General features: G+C 48.9%; 33 protein-coding genes. 17 read left to right on the top strand and 16 right to left on the bottom strand.

The genetic code is table 11. The features are described 5' to 3' along the window. Positions 1-156: 156 nt before the first annotated feature. The gene (locus ACKFKF_RS16920; protein ID WP_446868748.1) at positions 157-927 is read right to left on the bottom strand and encodes a pentapeptide repeat-containing protein; all 771 of its coding nucleotides are present in this window, start codon (positions 925-927) and stop codon (positions 157-159) included. A 278-nt stretch (positions 928-1,205) separates the two neighbouring features. Between ACKFKF_RS16920 and ACKFKF_RS16915 the strand changes: the two genes are divergently transcribed. Beyond that, entirely contained in the window at positions 1,206-1,919 is a 714-nt protein-coding gene (locus tag ACKFKF_RS16915; protein WP_446868746.1) for a class I SAM-dependent methyltransferase, read from the top strand. Between the two features lie 80 nt (positions 1,920-1,999). Here ACKFKF_RS16915 and ureG read toward each other — a convergent pair whose 3' ends face one another. Continuing rightward, positions 2,000-2,644, bottom strand: coding sequence for an urease accessory protein UreG (ureG, locus tag ACKFKF_RS16910; protein ID WP_446868745.1), 645 nt, complete (start codon positions 2,642-2,644; stop codon positions 2,000-2,002). A 371-nt stretch (positions 2,645-3,015) separates the two neighbouring features. After that, positions 3,016-3,714 carry an urease accessory protein UreF gene (locus tag ACKFKF_RS16905; protein ID WP_446868744.1) on the bottom strand — a complete coding sequence of 233 codons (699 nt, stop codon included), beginning with the start codon at positions 3,712-3,714 and terminating at the stop codon, positions 3,016-3,018. A 150-nt stretch (positions 3,715-3,864) separates the two neighbouring features. Here ACKFKF_RS16905 and ndhO point away from each other — a divergent pair, with 150 nt between their 5' ends. Then, the gene (ndhO, locus tag ACKFKF_RS16900; protein WP_446860188.1) at positions 3,865-4,083 is read left to right on the top strand and encodes an NAD(P)H-quinone oxidoreductase subunit O; all 219 of its coding nucleotides are present in this window, start codon (positions 3,865-3,867) and stop codon (positions 4,081-4,083) included. A 34-nt stretch (positions 4,084-4,117) separates the two neighbouring features. Here ndhO and ACKFKF_RS16895 read toward each other — a convergent pair whose 3' ends face one another. Then, entirely contained in the window at positions 4,118-4,240 is a 123-nt protein-coding gene (locus ACKFKF_RS16895) for a hypothetical protein (protein ID WP_446868743.1), read from the bottom strand. Positions 4,241-4,334: 94 nt separating this feature from the next. Here ACKFKF_RS16895 and ACKFKF_RS16890 point away from each other — a divergent pair, with 94 nt between their 5' ends. Continuing rightward, positions 4,335-5,006: a hypothetical protein gene (locus tag ACKFKF_RS16890; protein ID WP_446860189.1), complete on the top strand. Its 672-nt coding sequence runs from the start codon at positions 4,335-4,337 to the stop codon at positions 5,004-5,006. A gap of 61 nt (positions 5,007-5,067) precedes the next feature. On the opposite strand, the gene ACKFKF_RS16885 is transcribed toward ACKFKF_RS16890, so the two are convergent. Then, positions 5,068-6,270, bottom strand: a complete 1,203-nt coding sequence (locus tag ACKFKF_RS16885; RefSeq protein WP_446860190.1) for a phosphoglycerate kinase — start codon at positions 6,268-6,270, stop codon at positions 5,068-5,070. A 145-nt stretch (positions 6,271-6,415) separates the two neighbouring features. Here ACKFKF_RS16885 and ACKFKF_RS16880 point away from each other — a divergent pair, with 145 nt between their 5' ends. Further along, positions 6,416-6,820, top strand: a complete 405-nt coding sequence (locus ACKFKF_RS16880) for a universal stress protein (protein ID WP_446868742.1) — start codon at positions 6,416-6,418, stop codon at positions 6,818-6,820. 283 nt (positions 6,821-7,103) lie between these two features. Further along, positions 7,104-7,955: a ribosome biogenesis GTPase YlqF gene (ylqF, locus tag ACKFKF_RS16875; RefSeq protein WP_446868740.1), complete on the top strand. Its 852-nt coding sequence runs from the start codon at positions 7,104-7,106 to the stop codon at positions 7,953-7,955. Positions 7,956-7,958: 3 nt separating this feature from the next. Here ylqF and ACKFKF_RS16870 read toward each other — a convergent pair whose 3' ends face one another. Then, the gene (locus ACKFKF_RS16870) at positions 7,959-8,135 is read right to left on the bottom strand and encodes a hypothetical protein (RefSeq protein ID WP_446868739.1); all 177 of its coding nucleotides are present in this window, start codon (positions 8,133-8,135) and stop codon (positions 7,959-7,961) included. A 518-nt stretch (positions 8,136-8,653) separates the two neighbouring features. Here ACKFKF_RS16870 and ACKFKF_RS16865 point away from each other — a divergent pair. The 3 genes from ACKFKF_RS16865 (at position 8,654) to ctpC (ending at position 12,005) form a co-directional block, all read left to right on the top strand. Then, positions 8,654-8,848, top strand: a complete 195-nt coding sequence (locus ACKFKF_RS16865; RefSeq protein WP_446868738.1) for a hypothetical protein — start codon at positions 8,654-8,656, stop codon at positions 8,846-8,848. A 499-nt stretch (positions 8,849-9,347) separates the two neighbouring features. Continuing rightward, positions 9,348-10,568 (top strand): (E)-4-hydroxy-3-methylbut-2-enyl-diphosphate synthase, encoded by a 1,221-nt coding sequence (gene ispG / locus ACKFKF_RS16860; RefSeq protein WP_446868736.1) that lies wholly within the window; start codon positions 9,348-9,350, stop codon positions 10,566-10,568. 138 nt (positions 10,569-10,706) lie between these two features. Further along, positions 10,707-12,005: a carboxyl-terminal processing protease CtpC gene (gene ctpC / locus ACKFKF_RS16855; RefSeq protein ID WP_446860197.1), complete on the top strand. Its 1,299-nt coding sequence runs from the start codon at positions 10,707-10,709 to the stop codon at positions 12,003-12,005. Here ctpC and ACKFKF_RS16850 read toward each other — a convergent pair. After that, positions 12,002-12,202, bottom strand: a complete 201-nt coding sequence (locus ACKFKF_RS16850) for a hypothetical protein (RefSeq protein ID WP_446868735.1) — start codon at positions 12,200-12,202, stop codon at positions 12,002-12,004. The genes ctpC and ACKFKF_RS16850 overlap by 4 nt on opposite strands. 479 nt (positions 12,203-12,681) lie before the next feature. Between ACKFKF_RS16850 and ACKFKF_RS16845 the strand changes: the two genes are divergently transcribed. Further along, positions 12,682-14,076: a type IV pilus twitching motility protein PilT gene (locus ACKFKF_RS16845; RefSeq protein WP_446868734.1), complete on the top strand. Its 1,395-nt coding sequence runs from the start codon at positions 12,682-12,684 to the stop codon at positions 14,074-14,076. Between the two features lie 4 nt (positions 14,077-14,080). Here the strand turns inward: ACKFKF_RS16845 and ACKFKF_RS16840 are convergent, their stop codons facing one another. Continuing rightward, on the bottom strand, positions 14,081-14,203 hold the full coding sequence (locus ACKFKF_RS16840) for a hypothetical protein (RefSeq protein ID WP_446860200.1): 123 nt from the start codon (positions 14,201-14,203) through the stop codon (positions 14,081-14,083). Between the two features lie 14 nt (positions 14,204-14,217). On the opposite strand from ACKFKF_RS16840, the gene ACKFKF_RS16835 reads away from it, so the two are divergent. After that, positions 14,218-14,952 (top strand): Uma2 family endonuclease, encoded by a 735-nt coding sequence (locus ACKFKF_RS16835; protein ID WP_446860201.1) that lies wholly within the window; start codon positions 14,218-14,220, stop codon positions 14,950-14,952. A 64-nt stretch (positions 14,953-15,016) separates the two neighbouring features. Here the strand turns inward: ACKFKF_RS16835 and ACKFKF_RS16830 are convergent, their stop codons facing one another. From ACKFKF_RS16830 to atpD, 3 genes are all read right to left on the bottom strand, one after another. Next, complete coding sequence (locus ACKFKF_RS16830) at positions 15,017-15,499, bottom strand: hypothetical protein (RefSeq protein WP_446868733.1); 483 nt, start codon at positions 15,497-15,499, stop codon at positions 15,017-15,019. Positions 15,500-15,666: 167 nt separating this feature from the next. Then, entirely contained in the window at positions 15,667-16,077 is a 411-nt protein-coding gene (gene atpC / locus ACKFKF_RS16825) for an ATP synthase F1 subunit epsilon (protein ID WP_446860202.1), read from the bottom strand. A gap of 96 nt (positions 16,078-16,173) precedes the next feature. Next, a complete protein-coding gene (atpD, locus tag ACKFKF_RS16820; RefSeq protein WP_446860203.1) occupies positions 16,174-17,631 on the bottom strand; it encodes a F0F1 ATP synthase subunit beta in 1,458 nt (485 codons plus the stop codon). Here atpD and ACKFKF_RS16815 point away from each other — a divergent pair. Next, complete coding sequence (locus ACKFKF_RS16815) at positions 17,630-17,794, top strand: hypothetical protein (RefSeq protein ID WP_446868732.1); 165 nt, start codon at positions 17,630-17,632, stop codon at positions 17,792-17,794. The two genes, atpD and ACKFKF_RS16815, sit on opposite strands and share 2 nt — an antisense overlap. 71 nt (positions 17,795-17,865) lie before the next feature. Here ACKFKF_RS16815 and ACKFKF_RS16810 read toward each other — a convergent pair whose 3' ends face one another. From ACKFKF_RS16810 to ndhC, 3 genes are read right to left on the bottom strand one after another with little or no spacing between them, the layout of a single operon-like run. Beyond that, positions 17,866-18,387 (bottom strand): NAD(P)H-quinone oxidoreductase subunit J, encoded by a 522-nt coding sequence (locus tag ACKFKF_RS16810; RefSeq protein WP_446860204.1) that lies wholly within the window; start codon positions 18,385-18,387, stop codon positions 17,866-17,868. Next, positions 18,380-19,105: an NADH dehydrogenase subunit K gene (locus ACKFKF_RS16805; RefSeq protein ID WP_446868731.1), complete on the bottom strand. Its 726-nt coding sequence runs from the start codon at positions 19,103-19,105 to the stop codon at positions 18,380-18,382. Before ACKFKF_RS16805 ends, ACKFKF_RS16810 begins: the two co-directional genes overlap by 8 nt. Further along, the gene (ndhC, locus tag ACKFKF_RS16800; protein ID WP_446860206.1) at positions 19,096-19,458 is read right to left on the bottom strand and encodes a photosynthetic/respiratory NAD(P)H-quinone oxidoreductase subunit C; all 363 of its coding nucleotides are present in this window, start codon (positions 19,456-19,458) and stop codon (positions 19,096-19,098) included. Before ndhC ends, ACKFKF_RS16805 begins: the two co-directional genes overlap by 10 nt. A gap of 276 nt (positions 19,459-19,734) precedes the next feature. On the opposite strand from ndhC, the gene ACKFKF_RS16795 reads away from it, so the two are divergent. From ACKFKF_RS16795 to ACKFKF_RS16770, 6 genes are all read left to right on the top strand, one after another. Beyond that, positions 19,735-20,097, top strand: a complete 363-nt coding sequence (locus ACKFKF_RS16795; RefSeq protein WP_446860207.1) for a rubredoxin — start codon at positions 19,735-19,737, stop codon at positions 20,095-20,097. A gap of 56 nt (positions 20,098-20,153) precedes the next feature. Continuing rightward, complete coding sequence (locus ACKFKF_RS16790; protein ID WP_446868730.1) at positions 20,154-21,164, top strand: photosynthesis system II assembly factor Ycf48; 1,011 nt, start codon at positions 20,154-20,156, stop codon at positions 21,162-21,164. A 161-nt stretch (positions 21,165-21,325) separates the two neighbouring features. Next, the gene (gene psbE, locus ACKFKF_RS16785; RefSeq protein WP_446860209.1) at positions 21,326-21,580 is read left to right on the top strand and encodes a cytochrome b559 subunit alpha; all 255 of its coding nucleotides are present in this window, start codon (positions 21,326-21,328) and stop codon (positions 21,578-21,580) included. 26 nt (positions 21,581-21,606) lie between these two features. Then, positions 21,607-21,741 (top strand): cytochrome b559 subunit beta, encoded by a 135-nt coding sequence (psbF, locus tag ACKFKF_RS16780; RefSeq protein ID WP_446868729.1) that lies wholly within the window; start codon positions 21,607-21,609, stop codon positions 21,739-21,741. A 9-nt stretch (positions 21,742-21,750) separates the two neighbouring features. Continuing rightward, positions 21,751-21,876: a photosystem II reaction center protein L gene (locus tag ACKFKF_RS16775; protein ID WP_446860211.1), complete on the top strand. Its 126-nt coding sequence runs from the start codon at positions 21,751-21,753 to the stop codon at positions 21,874-21,876. A 67-nt stretch (positions 21,877-21,943) separates the two neighbouring features. Further along, the gene (locus ACKFKF_RS16770; protein ID WP_446860212.1) at positions 21,944-22,063 is read left to right on the top strand and encodes a photosystem II reaction center protein J; all 120 of its coding nucleotides are present in this window, start codon (positions 21,944-21,946) and stop codon (positions 22,061-22,063) included. A gap of 101 nt (positions 22,064-22,164) precedes the next feature. Here the strand turns inward: ACKFKF_RS16770 and ACKFKF_RS16765 are convergent, their stop codons facing one another. Together ACKFKF_RS16765 and ACKFKF_RS16760 are read right to left on the bottom strand one after the other, a co-directional pair. Beyond that, complete coding sequence (locus tag ACKFKF_RS16765) at positions 22,165-22,293, bottom strand: photosystem I reaction center subunit VIII (RefSeq protein WP_446860213.1); 129 nt, start codon at positions 22,291-22,293, stop codon at positions 22,165-22,167. 241 nt (positions 22,294-22,534) lie between these two features. Continuing rightward, complete coding sequence (locus tag ACKFKF_RS16760; protein ID WP_446868728.1) at positions 22,535-23,350, bottom strand: phytanoyl-CoA dioxygenase family protein; 816 nt, start codon at positions 23,348-23,350, stop codon at positions 22,535-22,537. Positions 23,351-23,514: the final 164 nt, after the last annotated feature.

Below are 23,514 nucleotides of genomic sequence, written 5' to 3'. Positions count from 1 at the left end.
ATCCTGTGCTTGTATTGTCGTCAGGGCAATTCAAGTTTTCGGATAGGCACTAAGACCTCAAAAATCTAGTAGGTGTAGAGTAGTTTCAGTCGTTCTTTAGTCTGGCTCAAACGGTTTCTGTCAGTTGATTGTTCACGGATTGAGCATCAATTTTGTTCAACTGGGAGAATCGTTGTAATTGATGATTTTGCCATTAGAACCGATCACGTAGGTGAAATGAGCATCTGTAGGGTTGGCATTGGTCAAATTAGAACCAGTCAAAATAGTGTAAACAAGGTTAGCACTAGTCAAATCAGCACCACTGAGATTACTTTCGGTCATCTGAGTATTTTTCAAATTAGCACCACTCAAATTAGCACCACTCAAGTTAGCATTCTCAATCAAACAGTTGCTCAGGTCGGCTCCACTCAAATTAGCTTCACTCAAGTTAGCCTTCTTGATCCAACAGTTGCTCAGGTCGGCTCCACTCAAATTAGCACCACTCAGGTTAACTTTCCGCAAATCGGACTCACTCAAATTAGCACCACTCAAATTGATTCCGCTCAAGTCAACACCCATCGGAAACTTTTTCCCAAATTTTAACCGGATCAGGTAGATTCCACTAAAATCCCGTTCTCCAGCAGCATAACGCTCCAGCAAATCCTCAGCACTCAGCACTCCACCCTCCACCAAAGAATTGATATTCTCTTCAATGAAGTTTTTGACTTGTTCAACTAGAGTCGGCATCGCGTGTGTCCTCTCATAAATGAATATTTCTTCGATCGCGACATTAAACAGGCTGGCAATTTTGAAAGCCATCTCTAGGCTGGGGTCAAACTTTCCAGATTCAAACCCATTCACTGACTGACGACTGACTCCCAGTTGTCTGGCAAGTTCAGCTTGTGACCATCGGTGCAGTTGGCGAAGTTCTTTCAGTCGGTTTTTCATGGGGTTGCCTGCTCACCGTCAAGTACTACCTTACACCTTTGTCGAGTAGAGTGTCAAGTAATGCCTGACAAATTATGTCTGTGATATCGTTTGGAGTCGTTAAACTCTCGCCTCAAACGCGGCAGAACAACGCTGTTGTAGCGGGCAACAAAGTTGGTTGGTGTTATGGCAGAGGTTGTGGATAGCCACTGAACAGCAACGTTATGCTGAACTTCAAGGTCAAGATAACATTGGGTAAAAAGTAGAATATTGCTATTGATTTAGGGATCAAGTGAAAGATGAACAAGATTGAGAAAAAAAACCATTGGATGCTAGACGAATTGAAGAGCGCAGGCAGAGAAAATCTTGATGCCGAGCACGCATCTCAATATGACGTTAAGGAAGATGCTAGTGTCATGGAAGAGCTGGCACTTATGAAAAGGTTTGGACTTAATGAGCAATCAGAAGTGATAGACATTGGCGCAGGTACTGGACAGTTCACGCTTGCTGTTGCCTCAATGTGTACACGGGTGGTTGCAGTTGACGTTTCGCCTGTAATGCTGGACGTGCTCAAGGCAAAGGTTAGTGAGTCTTGCCTACGGAATGTTAAAGTTGTCCAGTCTGGTTTTCTCACTTATGAACACCAAGGAAGGCAAGCTGATATCGTCTATTCTCGCTATGCACTCCATCACCTTCCCGATTTCTGGAAAGCTCTAGCTCTTCAACGACTTCGACATATCGTTCGGACGGGAGGTGTGCTTCGGCTGTGGGATGTTGTCTACAACTTCGATCCGTCAGAAGCAAAGGATCGCCTTGATGAGTGGTGTGCCACGCTCAACGACGATCCTGAAGATGGCTGGACTCGGACTGACCTCGAAGAACACATCCGTGATGAGCATTCAACCTTCACTTGGCTTCTGGAGCCAATGATAGAGCGTGCTGGTTTTCATATTGAGGATGTTGTGTATTCACCAGACGGCATCTTTGCTAAGTATATTGCTCGTGCAATCTAAATACCTTGAATTAGCTAGTTGACTAACTACAGTTTGGTTTGTGGCCGTTTTCGCTTAAATCTACTGCACCCTGCTTATCATTAATGCAAGTGCAAATCACGCTGAGTTGTCGATCTTGTACCAAGAGCAAACCCCGCTTGAGTTTGAATAAACTCTAAAATTTCGCTCAGTCCAACTTTAAGTTTGAGGTTTGTGAAGACGAAAGGCTTGTCTCCGCGCATCTTTTTAGCATCGCGCTCCATGACGCTCAAGTCAGCACCTACATAGGGAGCTAAATCTGTTTTATTAATGACAAGCAAATCAGACTTTGTAATACCTGGGCCACCTTTTCGGGGAATTTTGTCGCCGCCTGCTACGTCGATCACATAAATATTCAAATCGACAAGTTCGGGACTAAAGGTTGCGGCTAGATTGTCACCGCCACTTTCGACCAGAATTAAATCTAGATTTAGAAATCGCTGTTCGAGGGTTTCGATCGCCGCCAAATTCATTGACGCATCTTCTCGAATCGCCGTATGAGGACAACCCCCCGTCTCAACACCGAGAATGCGATCGCGCTCCAGGGCCTGACTTTTCACCAAAAACTGAGCATCTTCTTGCGTATAGATATCATTCGTTACAACCGCAATGTTGAACGTTTGTCGCATTGCCTTACACAACGCATCCACTAGCGCCGTTTTGCCCGATCCAACTGGCCCCGCGATTCCCACTCGAAATGCATTCATAGAATTTTTGCTTCTGGTTTGACCCGAAAAGTTGTAGTCGTCGCTGGTTACAATTCAATGCTTATCAAGGCTTAGAATTCACTGAGAACCCTGGTCTCAAAGTCCCCCAAAATTGGCACTTGGGAGGCAGAAGATCTCAACAACGCAGCCTGGAGATTCATTGAGATTCATTGAATTGACATACCAATTAAAATTCAGGCGTTGCTGAATCAGGGGATGAATTGCCCCAAAGCGGCGGGAAACCCAAGGTTCAAAGTCCCCCAATTTTGGGGGATTTAGGGGGCGAAAAGATGGACACTTCCCACAGAGTCATCCCTCCAATCAGCAACGCCAAAATTCACTGTTTGCAATTCATTGTACAGGACTCATATTTAGCTGCGAAACAGGCGACTATAGAGCGTTTCATGGGCCATACTTGCCAGAGATAATCCCCAGCCGCAGGTCGAGAGGTCGTCGTCTTGCAGCGTCAAAACTTCTTGAGTCGATCGCTCGATCGCTTCCCCCAATCCCAGCAATAATCTTTGTCCAGCCGTCTGTCCGAGGGGAATCAGTTTCACGCCAGCGCTGATCAAATTGGTCGCCCAACTGTGGAGATAGCCCAACACTGCCGATCGTTCATCAATTTCCCAACTCGCGGACACAATGCCGAAGGCGATCGCAAAGTTGCAGTTTTCGGAGGGGGTGAGGAGCGAGGCGTGAGGCGTGAGAAGCAGTGAGTCGGGCTGAAGGTCTTGAAAGAGGCGTCGTAGCGATCGCCCCATTTGCCAACTTTGCGATCGTAGTTCTTCGGTTTCTCTCACAGCCGATAGCCAGCGGTTCCAATACAGCACAGTGGCAGGGTCAGAGAGCGAACGGGCCGCCCGCACCATCACAGCCGCTTCGAGGCGCACCGCTCCATACCGCAATTCTTGTCTTAGCCAATGTTCTAGACTTTCTGCACTCTCAATTTTTCCAGATTGAACGATCGCCTCAACCCCTTCTGAATAGCTGTAAGCTCCCACAGGCAACGTAGAACTGGCAAGCTGTAACAGGCGTAGCAGAGCAGTCTCTTGCATCATTTCTTGAACCATTAAGCCACCTTAGTTAATCTGAAGTCGCGACATGCCGCACTCTCATCTATTAACCCAACCTCACACATCAATCGTATCCATCTATTATTTGTCTAAAATCTTCACCCAAAACTGCCTAAAATGCTAAGTAAGTCCAGTTTGAGGTAAATTATGGCAATCAAAAGAGGCGATCTGGTGCGTGCGGTGCGAGAAAAACTAGAAAACAGTTTGGAGGCACAGGCCAGCGATGCGCGGTTTCCCTCCTACATTTATGAAACTAAGGGCGAAGTGGTCGATATGAAGGGCGATTATGCTTTCGTTAAGTTTGGTGCCGTGCCCACACCCAATGCCTGGTTGAGAATTGATCAGCTTGAACCTTTTGAATCATAGAGTGCTGATAAGTTAAACGAGTCGTTGGTGAATTTTAATCGATCGCCAGCGACTTTGCTTTTTGAGCATCTTCTGACTTTGCTTTTTGAGCATCTTCATAAAGGCTCGATCGTAAGTGGCTATTTCGTGACAAGCCTGAATTTTGAATCACACTCATGAAGAAGACTCAACTTGAGAAAGAGTTAAGACTTTGGGCAACTAGGGCAAAGTGAGGCTATCAAGTTCTTAATCTATAGAAAGCGCGATTAACCATGAATCGACGATGGGCAGGTTGTCTGATAGGTTGTCTGGTTTTGACGGCGGCAGGAGGATACACGTTTTCATTGGTCGCTGCGACTCCAGAAGAAGCGCTACGCCAGCCTTTTTCATGTCCCGGTAGGCCAGATTTAGAAGCAAAGAACTTTCAGGTCTTGACCACGCGCAAGTGGTCGAAGGGCATCGTCGCGGTTTATCGGGGGGCTTGCCCAGATGACGATAAGCCCACCTTTGCCAGCGAAAAGAAGGCCTCAAAACAGGTATTAAGCTACCGAGCCATGAAGCGAATCGGCATGGAGTGGCACCTGAGCAGCAGTGGGAGCCATCCGGCTCAGGAATCTCAAAAGGCTAAATCTACGTCAGCCAAGCTGATTGACTACGGAGTAAACCGCGCTGCCGTCAAAGGCAAAGACCGCCACACCGTTCTCTATGGTCAAGTACTGTCACCCCAGGTCTCGGCGATCGAAGCCACCTTTAACAACGGCAAAAGCCTGCGTGATGAGAGTCCAGACGGCATGTTTGCGATCGTCGCTCCGGGTGCAACGGGTGTCTGTGACATTCGAGTTTTTGGCTACGACAATCAAATCTTGCAGCGCGAAGAACTGATTTCACGCAACTCATCCGGCAAAGATGGCAACACCTGTCAGCCCATCTCAGGGCAATTGTAAAGGGGAATAGGCTGTAGAAAGCTTTGACCAAACGGCTCCCGACCTCCATTCCCCAATTTTTTTACGCTTCGTCCAGGGCTGCAATTCCGGGCAATTCTTTGCCTTCGAGCAGTTCGAGACTGGCACCGCCACCTGTAGAAATGTGGCTCATCTGACTGGCAAGACCAACTTTTTCGACGGCTGCTACTGAGTCACCGCCTCCGATAATGGTTGTAGTGCCTTTGGGTGTGAGTTCGGCTAGGGTGTGGGCGATCGCTTCTGTCCCCGCCGCAAACTTATCAAATTCAAACACGCCCATCGGCCCATTCCAAATCACACTCTTACAGTCAGCCAGCGCTTCTTGAAACACTTTGATCGAGTCAGGGCCGATATCCAAGCCCATCCAGCCGTCGGGAATGCTCTCAATGCTGGCGATTTGAGTGTTAGCATCCGCTGAGAAATTGTCTGCGAGAACCACATCCGTGGGCAACAGCAGCGCAACCCCTTTTTCTTTGGCTTTAGCTTCTAATGTTTTGGCGAGTTCCAATTTATCTTCTTCGACGAGCGACTTACCGACGCTCAGACCACGAGCTTTGTAGAAGGTAAAGATCATGCCGCCGCCAATTAGCAGTTTGTCAACCTTATCTAATAGCGTTTCGATTACGCCGATTTTGCTAGAGACTTTGGAGCCACCGACGATCGCCGCCAAAGGACGTTGAGGCTGCTCGATCGCGTTCTGCAAGTACTCCAATTCTTTCTCAACCAGCAGCCCAGCGACAGAAGGTTTGAGATACTTGGTAACGCCTTCGGTCGAAGCGTGGGCGCGGTGAGCCGTTCCAAAAGCGTCATTGACGTACAAGTCAGCCACAGCAGCCAGCTTTTGAGCAAATTCGGGATCGTTCTTTTCTTCTTCTTTGTAAAACCGAACGTTTTCGAGCAGCAGCACATCGCCCTCTTTTAGCTGAGAGACGGCGGCAGACACTTCATCTCCGATACAATCGTTGGTTTTGGCAACAGGCTGACCGAGCAATTCAGAGAGACGCTGAGATACAGGAGTCAGACGCAGCTTATCATCCACCCCTTTTGGTCGCCCAAAGTGACTGCAAAGGATGACTTTTGCCCCTTTGGATGTGAGATTTTGAATCGTCGGCAAAGCGGCCCGAATGCGGGTATCGTCCGTAATGTTGCCCTGATCGTCTACCGGAACGTTAAAATCTGCTCGCACCAATACACGTTTGCCTTGCAGATCAGAGGAGGATAAGTTGTTGACAGTCTTCTTGGGCACGGATGGGTCTCCTAAGTGAGTCTTTCTACCTATTCCTATTTTTCCATTAAATTGTCACGTCGATCGCAGATTTGAGCGATCGTGCGCTAACTTCAGAAAATAGAGAACGTTTTGTTCAATTGTCCGAATTTCGGAGACAACATTCATGTTTAAGACTGTTCTGTTTCCAGTGGATCAAAGCCGCGAATCTCGTCAAGCCGCTGAAACGGTTGCTGATCTGGTACAAACTCATCAAAGTCGGCTGGTGATTCTCTCTGTTGTTGAGCCTTCTGGCGAAACTCCTACGCCTGACACCATGACTTCTCCAGAAGCAGTGGCAGAACTCCTGCAAAATGCCAAAAATCTCTTTTCTCAGCAAGGCATCGAACCCGAAGTCCTAGAGCGAGAGGGAAAGCCCGCCTTCACGATCTGCGATGTTGCCGACGAAGTAGGAGCCGATTTAATTGTTATGGGCTGCCGAGGATTGGGATTGACGACCGAGGGAGCGATCGAGAGTGTTACCAATCGAGTGATCAGCTTATCGCCTTGTCCGGTGCTGGTTGTTCCGTAAGAGAGGGATGAGGGATGAGGGATGAAAGCGCTTAAGATGGAGGTTTGTGAGTAACCCATACAGGTAGTCAGTTCTGAAAGTCCTTGACGGGTGAGCTTGAATTTAGGTAGAGCCGACGAAATTCTGAGCTTGGAACGAGAACTTTTGTCTGAAAGTCCCCCAGAATTGGGGGGTTGGGGGGCAGAAGCGTTGAGTAACGAAGCAAAAAAACTTCATCACAAACGACTGAACTTGAAACCTGGTTACCCTGACTCCCATTCATCCCTCATCCCTCATCCCTCCCATGTCCTCCCCTCCCATCCAGTGGTATCCCGGTCACATCGCCAAAGCAGAACGATCGCTGCTTGAGCAACTTAAGCGTGTCGATGTCGTTCTGGAAGTGCGCGATGCACGAATTCCGTTGGCGACGCACCACCCCCAGGTCAATCAGTGGATCGAGGGCAAAGGGCGCGTCTTGGTTCTCAATCGTGTCGATATGGTGTCTTCTGAAATGCGGCAGCGCTGGACAAAATGGTTTCGGTCACACGGCGACGAGCCTCACTTTACAGACGCGCAACATGGTAAAGGGATTGAGGCGATTTCTCAGGCAGTCCAGGAAGCGGGGGCACAGGTCAATCAGAGAAGGCGCGATCGCGGAATGCTGCCCCGGCCGATTCGAGCGGTTGTGATTGGCTTTCCTAACGTGGGCAAGTCGGCGCTGATCAATCGCTTACTCAAACGTAGAGTCGTCGAAAGTGCTCGCCGCGCAGGGATCACTCGCCAATTGCGCTGGGTGAGAATTTCGGATCAAATCGAATTGTTGGATGCGCCAGGAGTCCTACCCAACAAGCTCAACGACCAAGACGCAGCCCTAAAACTTGCAATTTGTGATGACATTGGTGAAGCAGCTTATGATAACCAGCGCGTGGCGGCTTCTCTGATCGATCGCCTTCAGACCCTCCAGCTTACTTCCTCGCTGCAAGCCCGATATGGATTAGCGCTAGACGATTTGACTGGTGAAAGCTACATCAAAACCTTTGCGGAACAAAAAATTCAGGGCAATCAAGAGCGGGCGGCTCGTCAAATCCTTAATGATTTTCGGAAGGGAGCATTGGGCGCGATCGCGTTAGAGTTGCCCCCCTCAGATACCCTCTAATCGTTACGCTTCTACTGAGTCGTCGAGCTTTCTCCAGGCAGAATACAAATCTTCTTCGATGCGATCGACGACTCCTTTTGCGTCAACAACCATCACTTTCAAGGTTGTCTGATACACATCGTTGAGCATTTGATGACTGTATCCGACGACTTTTCCAAACCGTCCAGTTTTCCGATTCAAAGCAAAATCACCCACTGAAAACATTGCCCTGTCCCTATTTTTCTAAAAGTTACTTAAGAACAGAATGCAAAACTCAACCGGGGATCACCTCCCTCTATCAGTAGATTCCTAAGCGCTGAATGTCGCAAATCAGATCAATGCGATCGTGTTTTCCCTGGCGTACCAAAAATTTCAAGACGGGTTGAATTAAACTTTTCAAGAAATTTTGGAAGAAGTAGGAACCTTTAGCGATGCGGTTCGTCCACTACCTCGAAGCCAAGCGAAATCTGATGAACCCTTTGTGTTTGCAGCGGACTTTTTACGGGTTGTGATCGCCGTATATTAGCCGCAAATATTTCTAAATCGAAACGTCGGTTTTTGTCTAGATCAGCGAAAATCGTCAAGTAAGTTAAGAATTGCAACACATCGCTAAAGCGGTTGACCTGCATAAGCTTTTAGGTGACCCGGTGTATAGCTTGATAGAGATAGCTTCATATAGCAATGCTCTTGCTTAACTAAATGCGTCTTGGGGTGTTTTCATGGCTCTGATTCGTGAGGTAGTGCAACAGGCACTCAATACTGGCTTGCTGACCATCGAAGCTGAAAATCAACTCCGCCAGCTTCTGATGACCAAGTACGATCGAGAAGATTTTCGAGCCTTCATGGTTTTACAAAGCGCTGCGATGTCAGGCTGTGTGAAACAAGAGTCCCGATCGTTGATCTCCTCTTCATAACGTCCAAAGTCCAGAGTCCCAAAAGCAAGACGATCGAGAAGATTTCCAAGCCCTGATGGTTTTGCAAATCGCCACGATCCCTGCTGTGTGGAACAAAAGTTTGGCGATCGTTGTTTCTTCTTACGGTCAGCTTGATGAAGGGTTCACGTCGTTGTTCAGCCCTTCCGCCCAAAAATTTCCCACTTCTGAAGCACTTTCTAGACAAACCTTTCACTCTGAAGTCACTCACTTGTGGGTTTTGAGGGCATTTCCAAATTCGCACCTTCTGATGAACCAATCAAGGCGACAGTAGCAGCAAGATTTATCAAGCTCACATCTTCCAAGTCGTAGTGTCCAAAGTCTAACGTCCTAAAAGTCACCCACAAACAGACTTTTCCAAGGATTTTTCTCATTTTCAAGACTGTTGGTTAGAAAGCACACAAAAGCGCTCTATCTGTGGCAATCTGAAAGACAGAAAGACTACTGAGTCCGTCTTGTTGCTGTTGAGCTTATCCAGCGTATGCAAACTTTGCCTAGCCCTGTCACTTCTGTTGCTTCCCCACTGTCGATCGACACCACCATTCACCGTCGCAAAACTCGCCCTGTCCCCGTTGGCAGCATCACGATCGGCGGCAACAACCCCGTCGCAGTGCAGTCCATGATCAACGAAGACACCCTGGATATTGAAGGATCGGTTGCGGCGATTCGTCGGCTCCATGAGATCGGCTGTGAAATTGTTCGCGTTACCGTGCCCAGCATGGCCCACGCCAAAGCAATGGAGGAAATTCGAGACAAACTACACCAGACTTACCAACCCGTCCCGCTCGTCGCCGACGTACATCACAACGGACTGAAGATCGCCCTAGAAGTCGCAAACTATGTAGACAACGTGCGAATCAATCCAGGATTATATGTCTTTGAAAAGCCCAAGAGCGATCGTACCGAGTACACCGATGCAGAATTTCAAGAAATTGGCGAAAAAATTCGGGAGACATTAGAACCGCTTGTCATTTCCCTTCGTGACCAAAACAAATCGATGCGGATTGGCGTTAACCACGGCTCCCTCGCAGAACGAATGCTCTTTACGTACGGCGACACCCCCCAGGGCATGGTCGAATCCGCTCTAGAGTTTATCCGTATTTGTGAATCCCTCGACTTCTACCATATCGAACTCTCGCTCAAAGCCTCCAAAGTGCCCGTCATGCTGGCCGCAAATCGCCTCATGGTGCGCCGCATGGACGAACTGGGAATGGACTATCCCCTCCATCTAGGCGTGACCGAAGCCGGAGACGGCGAATACGGACGCATCAAGTCTACCGCCGGGATTGGCACTCTACTTGCAGAAGGCATCGGCGACACCATTCGCGTTTCTCTCACAGAAGCGCCCGAAAAAGAGATCCCCGTCTGCTACGGCATTTTACAAGCCCTGGGACTCCGCAGAACGATGGTCGAGTATGTCGCCTGCCCTTCCTGCGGACGAACGTTGTTTAATCTCGAAGAAGTTTTGCACAAAGTGCGCGAAGCCACTCAGCATCTCACGGGGCTAAACATCGCGGTCATGGGCTGCATCGTCAACGGGCCAGGCGAGATGGCAGACGCGGACTATGGCTACGTCGGCAAACAGGCAGGCTTTATTTCTCTCTACCGAGGGCGAGAAGAGATTAAAAAAGTTCCTGAAAGTGAGGGCGTGACGGAGCTAATTAATCTAATCAAGTCTGACGAGAAGTGGATCGACCCTTAAAAGGTAAGCGGTGGGTTTTGAGGAAGATTGCAAATTTAACGCTGATCCCTCAAAACTCATTGCGCTCCAGCGATCGCTCATCGTCGCCTATGTTAAATTGAGCATAATCTTTTAGTCACTCTTCACGGTTCTAGCGGTATGACGATTACGAAAAAAGCAATTGTCCTTAGTGCAACGGCCGCAGCAGTCACGGCAGTAATCGTTACAGGAGCAGGGCTGCAACTCTCCAAAAGCCAGGCGCTTTTTCGTGAAAGTCCTAAAGAAATTGTCGATGAAGTCTGGAACGTAATCGATCGCAGCTATGTCGATGGCACGTTTAACCAGGTCGATTGGAAAGCCCTGCGGATGCAGTATCTCAATCGCAACTACGCCAGCAAAGAAGAGGCGTATAAGGCAATCCGCGAAATGCTGAAGAAGCTCGGCGATCCCTACACGCGCTTCATGGACCCTGCCGAGTTCAAAAATATGCAGATTGATACCTCTGGTGAACTGACCGGGGTTGGGATTCAATTAGCAGCAGATGAAAAAACGAAAAAACTGACGGTCATTTCCCCTGTCGAAGGCAGTCCGGCCTCCTCTGCGGGCGTTTTGGCCAAAGATATTATCACCAGGATTGACGGCAAAAGTACCGAGGGTATGGATGTCAACAAGGCTGTAACCCTGATTCGAGGGCCCATCGGGACACAGGTAAAATTGAGCGTTTTAAGGGGCGATCGCGAACTCGAATTTCAACTTAAACGCGCCAAAATTGAGATTCATCCCGTCCGCTTTAGCGTACAAAAATCTCCTACAGGGGGAAACATTGGCTACATTCGCCTCGTCCAGTTTAGTGCCAACGCTGCGCCCGAAATGCGGGAGGCCATTCAAAACCTAGAAAAGCAGCAGGTTTCTGGCTACATTCTGGATCTGCGCTCCAATCCTGGCGGTCTGCTCTATGCCAGCGTCGATATCGCTCGAATGTGGCTTCAAGACGGGGGCATCGTCTCCACGGTTGACCGTCAGGGTGAAAGCGATCGCGAAACCGCCAACCGTCGGGCGCTTACCGACAAACCTCTGGTTGTTTTAGTGGATGGTGGATCTGCCAGCGCAAGCGAAATCCTCTCAGGGGCGCTCCAAGACAACAAGCGAGCGACGATCGTCGGCACCAAAACCTTTGGAAAAGGACTAGTCCAATCCGTCAGAGGCTTAGGAGATGGGTCAGGAATGGCCGTCACGATCGCCAAATACCTGACTCCTAACGGACGCGATATCAACAAACACGGCATTGATCCCGATGTCGTCATCGAACTCACCGACGAACAGCGTCAGGCATTGGTGCGCGATCGCGACAAGATTGGCACCGCGGCTGATCCACAATTTGCCAAAGCGCTGCAAGTTCTCAACCAGCAGGCGGCCGCCAAACCCCAAGCAGTCCAGGCAGAGTCAAAACCAAATTAATCAGGCTTGCATTTACCCGCCCGAATTAGACCGACCCGACGAGCGATCGCCGCTCCCGATGACTCAAAGGGGCCCCACTGCTCTGTCTGAGTGACCTGAGCCGAAGATTCATTCCCAACCACCACTTCGCTGGCTGGCACAACTTCACAATGTCCATCTGTTTGCTTGATCACATACCAGGCTTCTATATTGCTCATGCTGTTTCTCGATCGCTCAATTAAGGACTAAACAATCAGTTATCTCTAGTTTAAAGTGTGCCACCTGCAGGTTTGGACAATTAACACCATGCAAACATCCTTTATCTTATTTAATAGATGCGGCAGGGTGTGCTCAAAAAACTTTAATTTGCGACTTAAACCATTCGGGTTGGCAAAACCCGGTTGAAAGGTTTTCTTGTGATGAGAAGGTAGCGTGTGAGCAGCATTGCTTTCTACCAACCCCAGACACGCTTGATATAGCATCTGAGCTTTTGGGCAGTCTTAGTAACAGTTAGGGGTCTGTCATTTCAATGACTTAAAAAGCGTAAAAACTTTGTAAAACACTGACTCATTCATAAGCTAAAGAATTGTTCTAGTTGCGCGCTCACCCCCAGTAGAAAACTAGATGACCGACCGTTAGTTCGCTTTGACCAAACCCCGCAGCACCTTTAAGGGCCTTCTCATCACCACGCAGGAATATGACACCAGAAATACAGCGTCCGTCTATCACGCCTCCTCCAGTGCCTCGTGTTCCCCCGGCTCCTCCTCCACCCATGCGGGTTTCTTCGACTAACACGCCGATCGAGATTAGTGAAGCCACCGCCGAAAAACCAGATGCAACCCTGCAAACTCTGGTCATGCCGTCCTCACCCACGACTTCTAATTCAACTAATCTTGTGTCGTCTGTTGTGTCGTCACCCGCAGGGCCGTCTGGGTCGCAGGTTTCGGCTCCGCCCCCTCCCCCGCCTGTCACAGGTCACCGTCCCGCGGCCCCTCCGTCCGTTCCAGGAACTGCTCAGAGACTGCCAAATGGCTCTCCTAGACTCGATCAACTCATTCGGACAGCTTTTGATAAAGGGTTTTCAGACGTGCATCTGGGTGTGGGAGAAGTGCCGCGCTATCGCAACCGAGGAGAAATCGAATCAACGGAGTGGCCAGAGACCGATCGCGAAACCTTTTTTAGCTGGTTAAGAGAAATTCTTACAGAAGCAGAGATCGCCCAATTTCAGGAAACTCTGGACTTTGACGGAGCAACCCAGTATGAATTTGCGCGCGTTCGGATTAATATTTTTGACTCACTGCATGGGCCAGCGATGGTTCTGCGGCTGATTCCGCTCAAGATTTTGACGTTAGAGCAGTTAAATCTGCCGCCTGTCTTTAAAGACATTTGCCACTATCACAAGGGGTTAGTCCTCGTCACGGGGCCGACTGGTTCTGGGAAGTCAACGACGCTGGCAGCGATGATTGACTACATCAACAAAGAGATGCCCAAGCACATTATTACGATCGAAGACCCGATCGAATTTATTCACAAGAGCCAGAAAGCGCTGATCAAGCACCGAGAAGTGGGAATGCACACCTTAAAGTTTGATAGTGCTCTAAAAGCGGCTTTGCGGGAAGACCCTGATCTGATTCTTGTAGGTGAAATGCGCGACAAGGAAACGGTCAACACGGCGCTCAAAGCGGCTCAAACTGGACACTTGGTCATGGGGACGCTACACACAAATAGCGCAGTAAAAACGATCGAGCGGATTCTCAGCCTTTACAACCCCAGTGAGCAAGAGCCGATGCGGGTTTCGCTCGCAGAATCTCTAGTGGGAGTCATCGCCCAGGGGCTGTGTCGGACGACTGACGGCAAACGGGCTGCATTCCATGACATTTTGATTAACACAGACGCGATTAAAGACTACATTCGCAAGGGTGACATTGACGAGATCGAAGCCATCATTCCCAAATGTACGTTTGATGGAATGTGTACGATGAATCAGTCGCTCTACAAACTTTATGAAGCGGGACGAATCACTGAAGAAGTCGCCCTCGAAATGTCACCAAAACCAAATGAAATGGCCCAAATGCTGCGCGGTCGAGTGTAGAAGCTTAGAGGGTTTCATTCAAATTTCTTAGCGTCCCCAGACGACGATCGACCGGATCGATCGTCGTCTGGGGACTTTTTTGATCCGATAGTACAATCCAGTACAATCTTCCATAAGGCAAACCCATGAAAAGGCACTGCTATGACCTCTTTTCTAAGCCAACTCAACTACGATCCAGATACGATCTACCCAGAATCGGACGGCAATCCGATGACTGAGAGCGATCCAACCCGCGATTATTTGGTCTACAGCGTTGAAGCGTTGAGTATTTATTTTCAGGAACGATCGGATGTCTATGTCTCAGGCAATTTGTTTGTTTATTACGAACGAGGTGTCCCGGATGCCGTGGTGTCGCCGGATGTCTTTGTGATTTTTGGCGTTGAGAAGAAGAAGCGACGCACTTATAAAGCTTGGGAAGAAGGAAACAAGCTCCCTTCATTTGTTCTGGAAGTGACTTCTAAGACGACTCGCGGCAACGACGAACAGGATAAGCCACAGAAGTATCAGCGCATGGGTGTATTGGAGTACTTTCAGTATGACCCGACGGGCGATTATCTAAAGCCGCCGCTCAAAGGTTCGCGCTTGATTGGAAATCGCTATGAGCCAATTCCAGTCACGACTTTGGCCGATGGCAGCGTTTCGATCTACAGCCAGACACTTGCGCTCGATCTGAGATTAACAAACGGTGAATTGCGCTATTACGTTCCTCACACAGAGACAAAGCTCTTAACTCACGCTGAGACAGAACAGGCGCGACAAGAAGCAGAACGATCGCGATATGAAGCGATTCCTCGTTTGAGGGAAATGGGGCTGACCGTGGAGCAAATTTCTGCTGCACTAAATTTATCGGTTGAGCAAGTCAGACAGCATCTCTAAGCGAATGCTCTGAAAAGACAATTCTGCCCTTAAGCAGTAAGCAGCTAGAGAGGCACTTTGCTACTTAACTGTAAAACTCATCGTTTCTAGATCTAGAAGTTTCTACAAAATGTTGCTTCCAAATCGGATTATATTGGCGACAATACTGATTGAAGTTTGGCAGCTTATAGCGAGGTTGAATGGGAATCCATCTTGTTCGCAGCGCGTCAGCTAAAGAATTAGTAGAATGGTACACGTCCTTGAAATCGTCGTCCCTAGCATGAAGCCTCGTCGCGTACTCAAGAGTACTGAGGATAGCGGATTCAGTATTCTGCCAGTAGGCGGCAAGAGTCTCCTGTAAAACGCGACTAGTTAGGTACACATGAATTTTTTCCAGTGCTGGTTTGTAGAGCACTAGATGCTCGGCAATGTAGTCTGCGAGTTCCTCGTCCAGATCTGCATAGAAAAGATACTTTCGTTTGAAAATCTCAAGATCAGAAAGAGGGCGGTCAAAATTCTTTACTGCTCGACTAATTTCGGAAACGCGATACGTAATTTCATCTACCATGCCAATTCTGTCATAGCAGTATGGCTTATCTTATCAGCAGACTAGATTTAGTTCAAGCGTTCTATCTGAATTGAGTTAACAATGAATTGTCACAACAAAGCTGGAAAACCAAACAAAAAGGAGGGCAAAACTCCCTCCCTGTTGTGTCAATTGAATGATTAAAGTTTCTAAATCGAACCACCTGCGGCTTGAAGTCGGGCACGGGCACGTTTTAGCGCTTGAGTTGCCTGAATCTGTTCTTGCCTTGAGGTACTAGACTGCATCTGGTTAAAGCGAGACTCAGCTTCGGTGTAGGCAGTCCGAGCTTCTTCGAGGTTGATAGTGTCTCCTCGTTCGGCACCGTTGACAAGAATAGTCACCTCGTTGGCTTCCACTTCGGCAAAGCCCCCTAAGAGAGCGATCGGCACCCATTTTTTGTCAGCCCGAACGCGCATCACACCCGTATCTAGAGCCGTCAGCAAAGGCGCGTGACCGCTAAGAATACCCAGTTGCCCAGTCGTGCTAGGCAGAATCACTTCGTCAGCTACAGAATCCCAAACCGTTTTATCTGGAGCGACAACACGAACAGTTAAAGCCATAATTTTCTCCAAGGGTTAGGCAAAGGTTTTGAGCGTTTGAGTTTTGAATTTTGAGCGGTCAGACAACTCACTCAAGACCCAAAACTCAGAACTAAGTTACTTGCCTTCTGCCTTCATTTTTTCGGCTTTGGCGATCGCTTCGTCGATGTCCCCAACCAGATAGAATGCTTGCTCCGGGAGGGCATCCAGTTCACCTGCGAGGATTTTTTTGAAGCCTGCGATCGTTTTCTCTAAGCTCACATACTTACCAGGCGAGCCGGTGAAGACTTCTGCCACAAAGAAAGGCTGAGACAAAAAGCGCTCAATCTTGCGGGCACGAGCGACGGTGATGCGATCGTCTTCCGACAACTCATCCAGACCCAGAATGGCGATAATATCCTGAAGCTCTTTGTAGCGCTGAAGGGTAGATTGCACAGCACGAGCGGTGTCGTAGTGGTCATCACCGACGATCGCAGGTTGCAGCATAGTCGAAGTCGAATCCAACGGATCAACTGCTGGATAAATTCCTTTTGAGGCCAAACCACGAGAGAGAACAGTGGTGCCATCCAGGTGAGCAAAGGTGGTAGCAGGCGCGGGATCAGTCAAGTCATCCGCAGGCACGTAGACGGCTTGAATGGAGGTAATTGAGCCTTCCGTCGTCGAGGTGATCCGCTCTTGCAGATCGCCCACATCGGTTCCTAGAGTCGGCTGATATCCTACCGCAGAAGGCATCCGTCCTAAGAGAGCAGACACTTCAGAACCCGCTTGCACAAATCGGAAAATATTGTCTACAAACAGCAAAACGTCTTGCTTGTTGACATCGCGGAAGTATTCGGCCATTGTCAATCCTGACAAACCAACCCGCATTCTGGCTCCGGGCGGCTCATTCATCTGACCATACACAAGCGCGATCTTGGAGTCGTTAAGGTTATCCTTTTTGATCACACCAGATTCCATCATTTCATTGTAAAGGTCATTGCCTTCACGGGTGCGCTCACCCACCCCAGCAAATACCGATACGCCGCCGTGGTTAGTTGCAATGTTGTTAATCAATTCCATCATGATCACGGTCTTGCCCACACCTGCCCCACCAAACAGACCAATTTTGCCGCCCCGCCGATAGGGAGTCAGCAGGTCAATCACCTTAATGCCCGTCTCAAACACGGAGGGCTTAGTTTCTAGCTCGGTCAGTTTGGGAGCAGCGCGGTGAATCGGCAGAGTTTCTGTGTTGCCTACGGGCCCCTGATTATCAACAGGCTCACCCAAGACGTTAAAAATGCGTCCCAGGGTTGATGGCCCGACAGGTACACTGATTGGCGCTCCAGTATCTACGACTTCCATGCCGCGAACTAAACCGTCTGTAGAACTCATGGCAACGGCGCGAACCTGGTTGTCACCGAGAAGTTGTTGAACTTCACAGGTAACGGAAACTTCTTGCCCAGCTTCATTAGTGCCTTTGATGGTGAGCGCGTTGTAGATCCGAGGCATCTTGCCGTTGGAGAACTTTGCGTCTAGAACGGGCCCAATAATTTGTGTGATGTAACCGATGTTCGTTTTTTCTGCGGTGGTGACCATGCTTACGCCCTACTCCGTGGTTCAGCTATTCAAACAGTTTAATAATTTGCGCGTTACCGCCATTTTTCAGCTTATCACTGAGGGGTTACAGATGATTAAGCGGTTTTTGGGAAGCATCACGCGACTTGCAAACCAGTCACCTCAACTCAAAAGCTCCCCTTAGCGTGACACAGAGGAGCCTTTATGAGGAGTTCTACAGGTTTGGCGAGTGCAGTTTGACCAAGGCGGGTTTGACTAATGCGCGTCCTGCAATTCGTAGAAGTCTTGAGAAACGTAGTCCTTACGCAGCGGGAAGCCCTGCCAATCTTCAGGCATCAGAATGCGCTTGAGACTGGGGTGACCTTCGTAGATGATGCCAAACATGTCGTAGGACTCGCGCTCTTGCCAATCGGCGGCCTTCCAGATCCAGTAAACTGAGGGGACTTTGGGGTTGTTACGAGGCAAAAAGACCTTGAGGCGGACTTCATCAGGGCGATCGGCGTTATCGCTCAATTTCGCTAGATGATAGAAGCTAACCAACTCCTGTCCAGGGCCGGCATCATACGCACCCTGACATTGCATATAGTTAAACCCATAGGCATACAAAGCCGTCGCAAACGGAATCAACAGTTCTGCATCGACTTTGATGACCTCAACACCGCTGGCATCCAGACCCATTGATTCATGCTCAAAGCCGTTTGAGGTTAGCCATTTAGACGTTTTGCCTGCTTCAACAATAGGAGCGGCTTCAGTCGTTTTGGTTTCTTCTTCAGCCACGATCGACCCCCTCTTTCTCGGTTGCTCTGAGCGCGGGAGCCACAGGCAAGCCCATTGCTTCCATCAACTCTGGAGGGGGCGCTTGACGGGTAGCTTCTGCTAGATATTTGCCGTCGTGAACGGGTTCCACAATCTCCATGTTGTGAGTGGTGCTGTAGTAGCGATGAACTTGACGCAGATTGCCGCGTTCTTGCATCGACTCGTTGGAGATTTTTTTGCGAAGCTTGATAATGGCATCAATAATCGCTTCGGGGCGAGGCGGGCACCCCGGTAGATAGACATCCACAGGGATTAATTTGTCAACTCCACGCACCGCGGTCGGAGAATCAACGCTAAACATGCCGCCCGTAATCGTACAAGCACCCATCGCAATCACGTACTTCGGTTCGGGCATCTGTTCGTAGAGTCGAACGAGAGCAGGAGCCATTTTCATGGTGATCGTGCCAGCCGTGATGATCAAATCTGCCTGACGAGGCGCAGAGCGGGGCACCAGACCAAAGCGGTCGAAGTCAAATCGTGACCCAATCAAAGCGGCAAATTCAATAAAGCAGCAGGCAGTTCCAAATAACAAAGGCCAGAGGCTCGACAATCTTGCCCAGTTGTAGAGGTCGTCCACGCTGGTTAAGATTACGTTCTCAGAAAGCTCTTGAGTGATTTTGGGACGCTCGATCGGGTTGATCAATGCCCCATTGGTTGTAAGTTCAGAATTCATGACCATTCCAACGCTCCTTTGCGCCAAGCGTAGACCAGACCGACAATCAAAATACCGATAAAAATCAAGGCTTCAATAAACGCCAACAGTCCCAGCCGACTAAATGCCACTGCCCAGGGGTAGAGAAACACCGTTTCTACATCGAAGATCACGAAGACCAGGGCAAACATATAGTAGCGAATGTTGAACTGAATCCAGGCTCCTCCGATCGGTTCCATCCCTGATTCATAGGTAGTGCGACGCTCAGGGCCGCGACGACTGGGGCGAACCAGCTTAGAAGCCGTTAAAGCCAAAATGGGCACTAGTGAGCAAACTAGTAGGAAACCCAGGAGATATTCGTAGCCGCTCAGGACAAACACAGTGATTAGCCGCCTCTTACGAAAAAGTAAGTCAGAACATTTGTGTTACTTCTGCTTCACATTATAGAGTGACACGGTTGACCTCGCCGCCCGAAAAGCTTGACGATTCGAGAAATTTGCCCGGAAATATTCTGAACTCCTTCATAAAGAGATTTCTATATCTAAAGGAGATCCCGGAGGGTAAAAAATGTATTTCTTAAGGGCCTGGTCATAATGTCATAATAATTAACGGAGATTTTAAGATTGGCAGTCTAGTCCTCTACCCCTCCCTCAGCCATGAGTACCGAAGAAGAAATTGTCAGTCCAGACGCGATCGCCGAAGAACCCAGATCCCTCGATCGTCATGAGTGCGCCGCTTGCGGATATGTGTATGAACCCGTGAAAGGGGACGATCGCCGCAAAATCGCGGCCGGAACCTATTTTGAGGATTTGCCCAAAGATTGGCGCTGTCCAGTTTGTGGCGCACCCACTTCACGCTTTCAAAACATCGGCCCCGTGGGTAGCGCCTCTGGGTTCAAAGAAAATTTGAAGTATGGATTAGGGGTCAACACGCTCACGCCGGGACAAAAAAACCTCCTGATTTTTGGAGGGCTGATTGTGGGGTTCATCTTCTTTCTGAGCCTTTACGGGCTGCAATAGTAGAAGCGAAACCTCCATCGAACGTAAAAAGAAATTTGTATCAGAGATTGAAAGCGATGCACTGGATTGTGAGAGCCTGGAAACAACTTGTCATATTGTTAGCCGTAGTTTTGCTGACAACTGGCTGTAAGTCTGTCTTTTTGCCCGTCCTCAGCAGTAACCCGTGGGAGCAGATTGCGCTGCCCGTCGAGGAAAACTTGTTAGACATCAGCTTTGATGATCCCAATCATGGCTGGCTGGTTGGCACAAAATCGGCGCTGTTGGAGACGCTAGATGGCGGCAAGTCCTGGAGACAGAGAGTTTTAGACCTGGGCGAGCAGCTCTATCGCTTTAGCTCTGTTAACTTTTCTGGTAAAGAAGGCTGGATTACTGGACAGCCCTCCATTTTGCTTCACACCACAGACGGCGGGAAATCCTGGGCGCAGATTCCGTTGAGTGAGCAGTTGCCAGGTTCACCTAGCACGATCGTTGCCCTCGCCCCCAAAACCGCAGAAATGACCACCGATCTGGGAGCCATCTATCGCACTACGGACGGCGGCAAAAACTGGAAAGCAATGGTCAACGAAGCCTTTGGGGTGGCGAAATCCATCGATCGCTACGCGGACGGTTCCTATGTGGCGGTCTCTTCGAGAGGTAACTTTTTCTCAGTGTGGAAGCCCGGAGACGATATCTGGCATCCTTACAACCGCAATAGTTCTCGCCGTCTTCAGAGCATGGGCTTTACCAAAGATGGTCGCCTGTGGATGTTGGCGCGGGGGGGTCAAGTTCAGTTCAGCAATTCTCCCGAAAATCCAGAAGACTGGCAAGAAGCGCAAAATCCTGAGTTTGCCACCAGTTGGGGGCTGTTGGATCTGGCCTATCGCACTCAAGACGAGCTTTGGGTAGTAGGCGGCAGTGGCAACCTTTTATGTAGCTTTGACAATGGCAAGACCTGGCAAAAAGACACCGACGTTGAGAACATTCCTGCCAACTTTTATAAAATTACCTTCCTCAGCGAGGATAAGGGATTCATTATTGGTCAGCGGGGGACTTTGTTGAGGTATCAAGGAGCCGCAAAAACTGCCTGAAATGGCTAAAGAATTTGTCGTTTTTGAGGTCGTTTTTAGCTTTGAAATTGAGCGCGGGATCAAGAACGGTAAATTGGTGAGAGGACTGACTTGTGAGGACTTTCATAGTCCCGTATGATGAGAGTAACAAGCTTTTGATTGTTGTCTGCGGAGGAATCTAAATGGCTGGTACTACTGGAGAGCGCCCCTTTGGCGACATTGTGACAAGTATTCGTTACTGGGTGATTCACAGCATCACCATTCCTGCTTTGTTTATTGCAGGCTGGCTGTTTGTGAGTACGGGTCTCGCTTATGACGTGTTTGGAACGCCTCGCCCCAACGAGTATTTTCCGGCGGCGCGGCAAGAAGCTCCGATCGTCAACAATCGCTTTGAAGCGAAGCAGCAAGTTGACAAATTTGTGAAAGGTGAACAGTAAGCATCTCAATAACAATTCAGAAAAATATGACTAGCAACATTCCAAATCAACCCGTTTCTTATCCGATTTTTACGGTTAGATGGTTGGCAGTTCACACATTAGCCGTTCCAAGTGTTTTCTTCTTGGGCGCGATCGCTTCCATGCAGTTTATTCAACGATAGGAGAAACCAGTGGCTATCAAAGGCGCACCAAACCCCAACAAACAGCCCGTCGAACTTAATAGAACTTCGCTCTTTTTGGGCTTGTTGATGATTTTCACGCTGGGCATTCTTTTCTCTAGTTACTTTTTCAACTAGAAATCTTTGGGCAGTTTCTTCTGTCTAAATTCGGCTACAAACACTTGTATTGTTGGGAGGTAAGACTGTGAGCGGTGGTGGAAGAATTCCTCTGTGGGTTGTCGCAACTGTGGCAGGAACAGGGGTTATCGGGCTACTTGGATTGTTTTTCTATGGAGCTTACGCAGGGTTAGGCTCTTCAATGTGAGCTTGTGTCTTCTAGTGTAATCACTCAACTAAAGACTCCAAATCAAGAAAGCCGTCTATCTAATCAGATAAGACGGCTTTTAAAGTAACGTTTTAATCAGGTTAGATGCCTGTGGGATCTTCGCGCTCAATGTACAAGAACAGCAAGCCCATGACAACAACGGGCAAGAGCCAGGTCACGATCGGGATGAGAATCCAGGGCAGATATGAGGCCGCGTATGAACCTGTCATAAGAATGTTTCCTATTGGTTGCTAGATGATTCCATTTGTGAATTTACCTGTGAAGGGTGACACACAGTGACGATTCTTAAAATTCTTAACAGTGGAGTGGGGACGTTGAAATGGCTTCCCAGAGAAGTTTAGTGATCTGATCGCTGGATTCTTCCGTTGTAGAACGTTCCGACTGAGCGGACTGATGGAAGACCTTTGTAACATCACCAAGGTCTTCCATCAGTCCGCTCCAGTCGGGTTATTATGCAGCGCCCACGTCTGACTTTCTCAAAGCTCTGCAAACAGCCTCTTCAATTGGTATGGAAGACGTTTCTTTGTCTATATATTTAATCGGAGACGTTTCCTTGTCTGCACCCTCAAAGGCTCCAACCGGGTAAAGCGGTGGCTGCGTCATGAATCGAGGTTGAGAGCCACAATTGATCTGGGCAGCATGAACCAAAAATGGATGGCAGAGGTAAACCGTCCCCGCTGCTCCAGTCGCAATCACTTCAGGGCAGTTTGCCGTGGCACTCACATCAAAATCCGTTAACCCTTCTTCCCTAGCAGGTGCAAGGATTCGTGCCACCTCCAGATGCGAACCTGAACGAATCCGAGTCGGTGCGTCTTGCTCACCCACATCCGAAAACAAGAACAACATCAACAAGGCACGATCGCGGGAATGGATATTGATGCGCCATGTTGAATAATCATTCGGGTCTGAGTCTTCGCATGGGAAGCTTGAGTCAATGTGCCAACCTGTGTCGCCGGGGTCTTCATTGATTGGAAAGCGCACAATGCAATATCCTGAACTAAACCTTGGTTGCCATCGCCCCTTACCCACAAGCTGATCGAAGGCAGTACGCAATTTCCGCGTGTTCGCTGCTTGTACAAACGGTGGTTCACTGTGATCCGGAGTCCGAATTACAGGCTTCTCCCAGGTTGAGCGGTCATCGGGGTCGCACCCAGTGTCAGCCCAAAAAATCTTGCGGCATCGATCTGCAAGCTCACGACAAAATGCTTGCTCGACCCGAACATATCCGTTGGTAGTGAACTGTTCAATTTGTTCGTTTGTCAACATTTGGGCTGATGACTCCATAGACGATCGCGCAAGAACCTGTAAACTCTGCCGATCATACTACACAATACTACAAAACTGCAATTGCTTGGACTCCGAATACTCACAAATAACTTTTAGGCTACTGTCCCCACTCAAGATTTAGCCGCATAACCAGTCATTCTGAT

This window comes from Phormidesmis sp. 146-12 (assembly GCF_052939495.1).
Note: the sequence above shows the minus strand (reverse complement) of the source record. Positions and strands in the feature narration are given on the sequence as shown.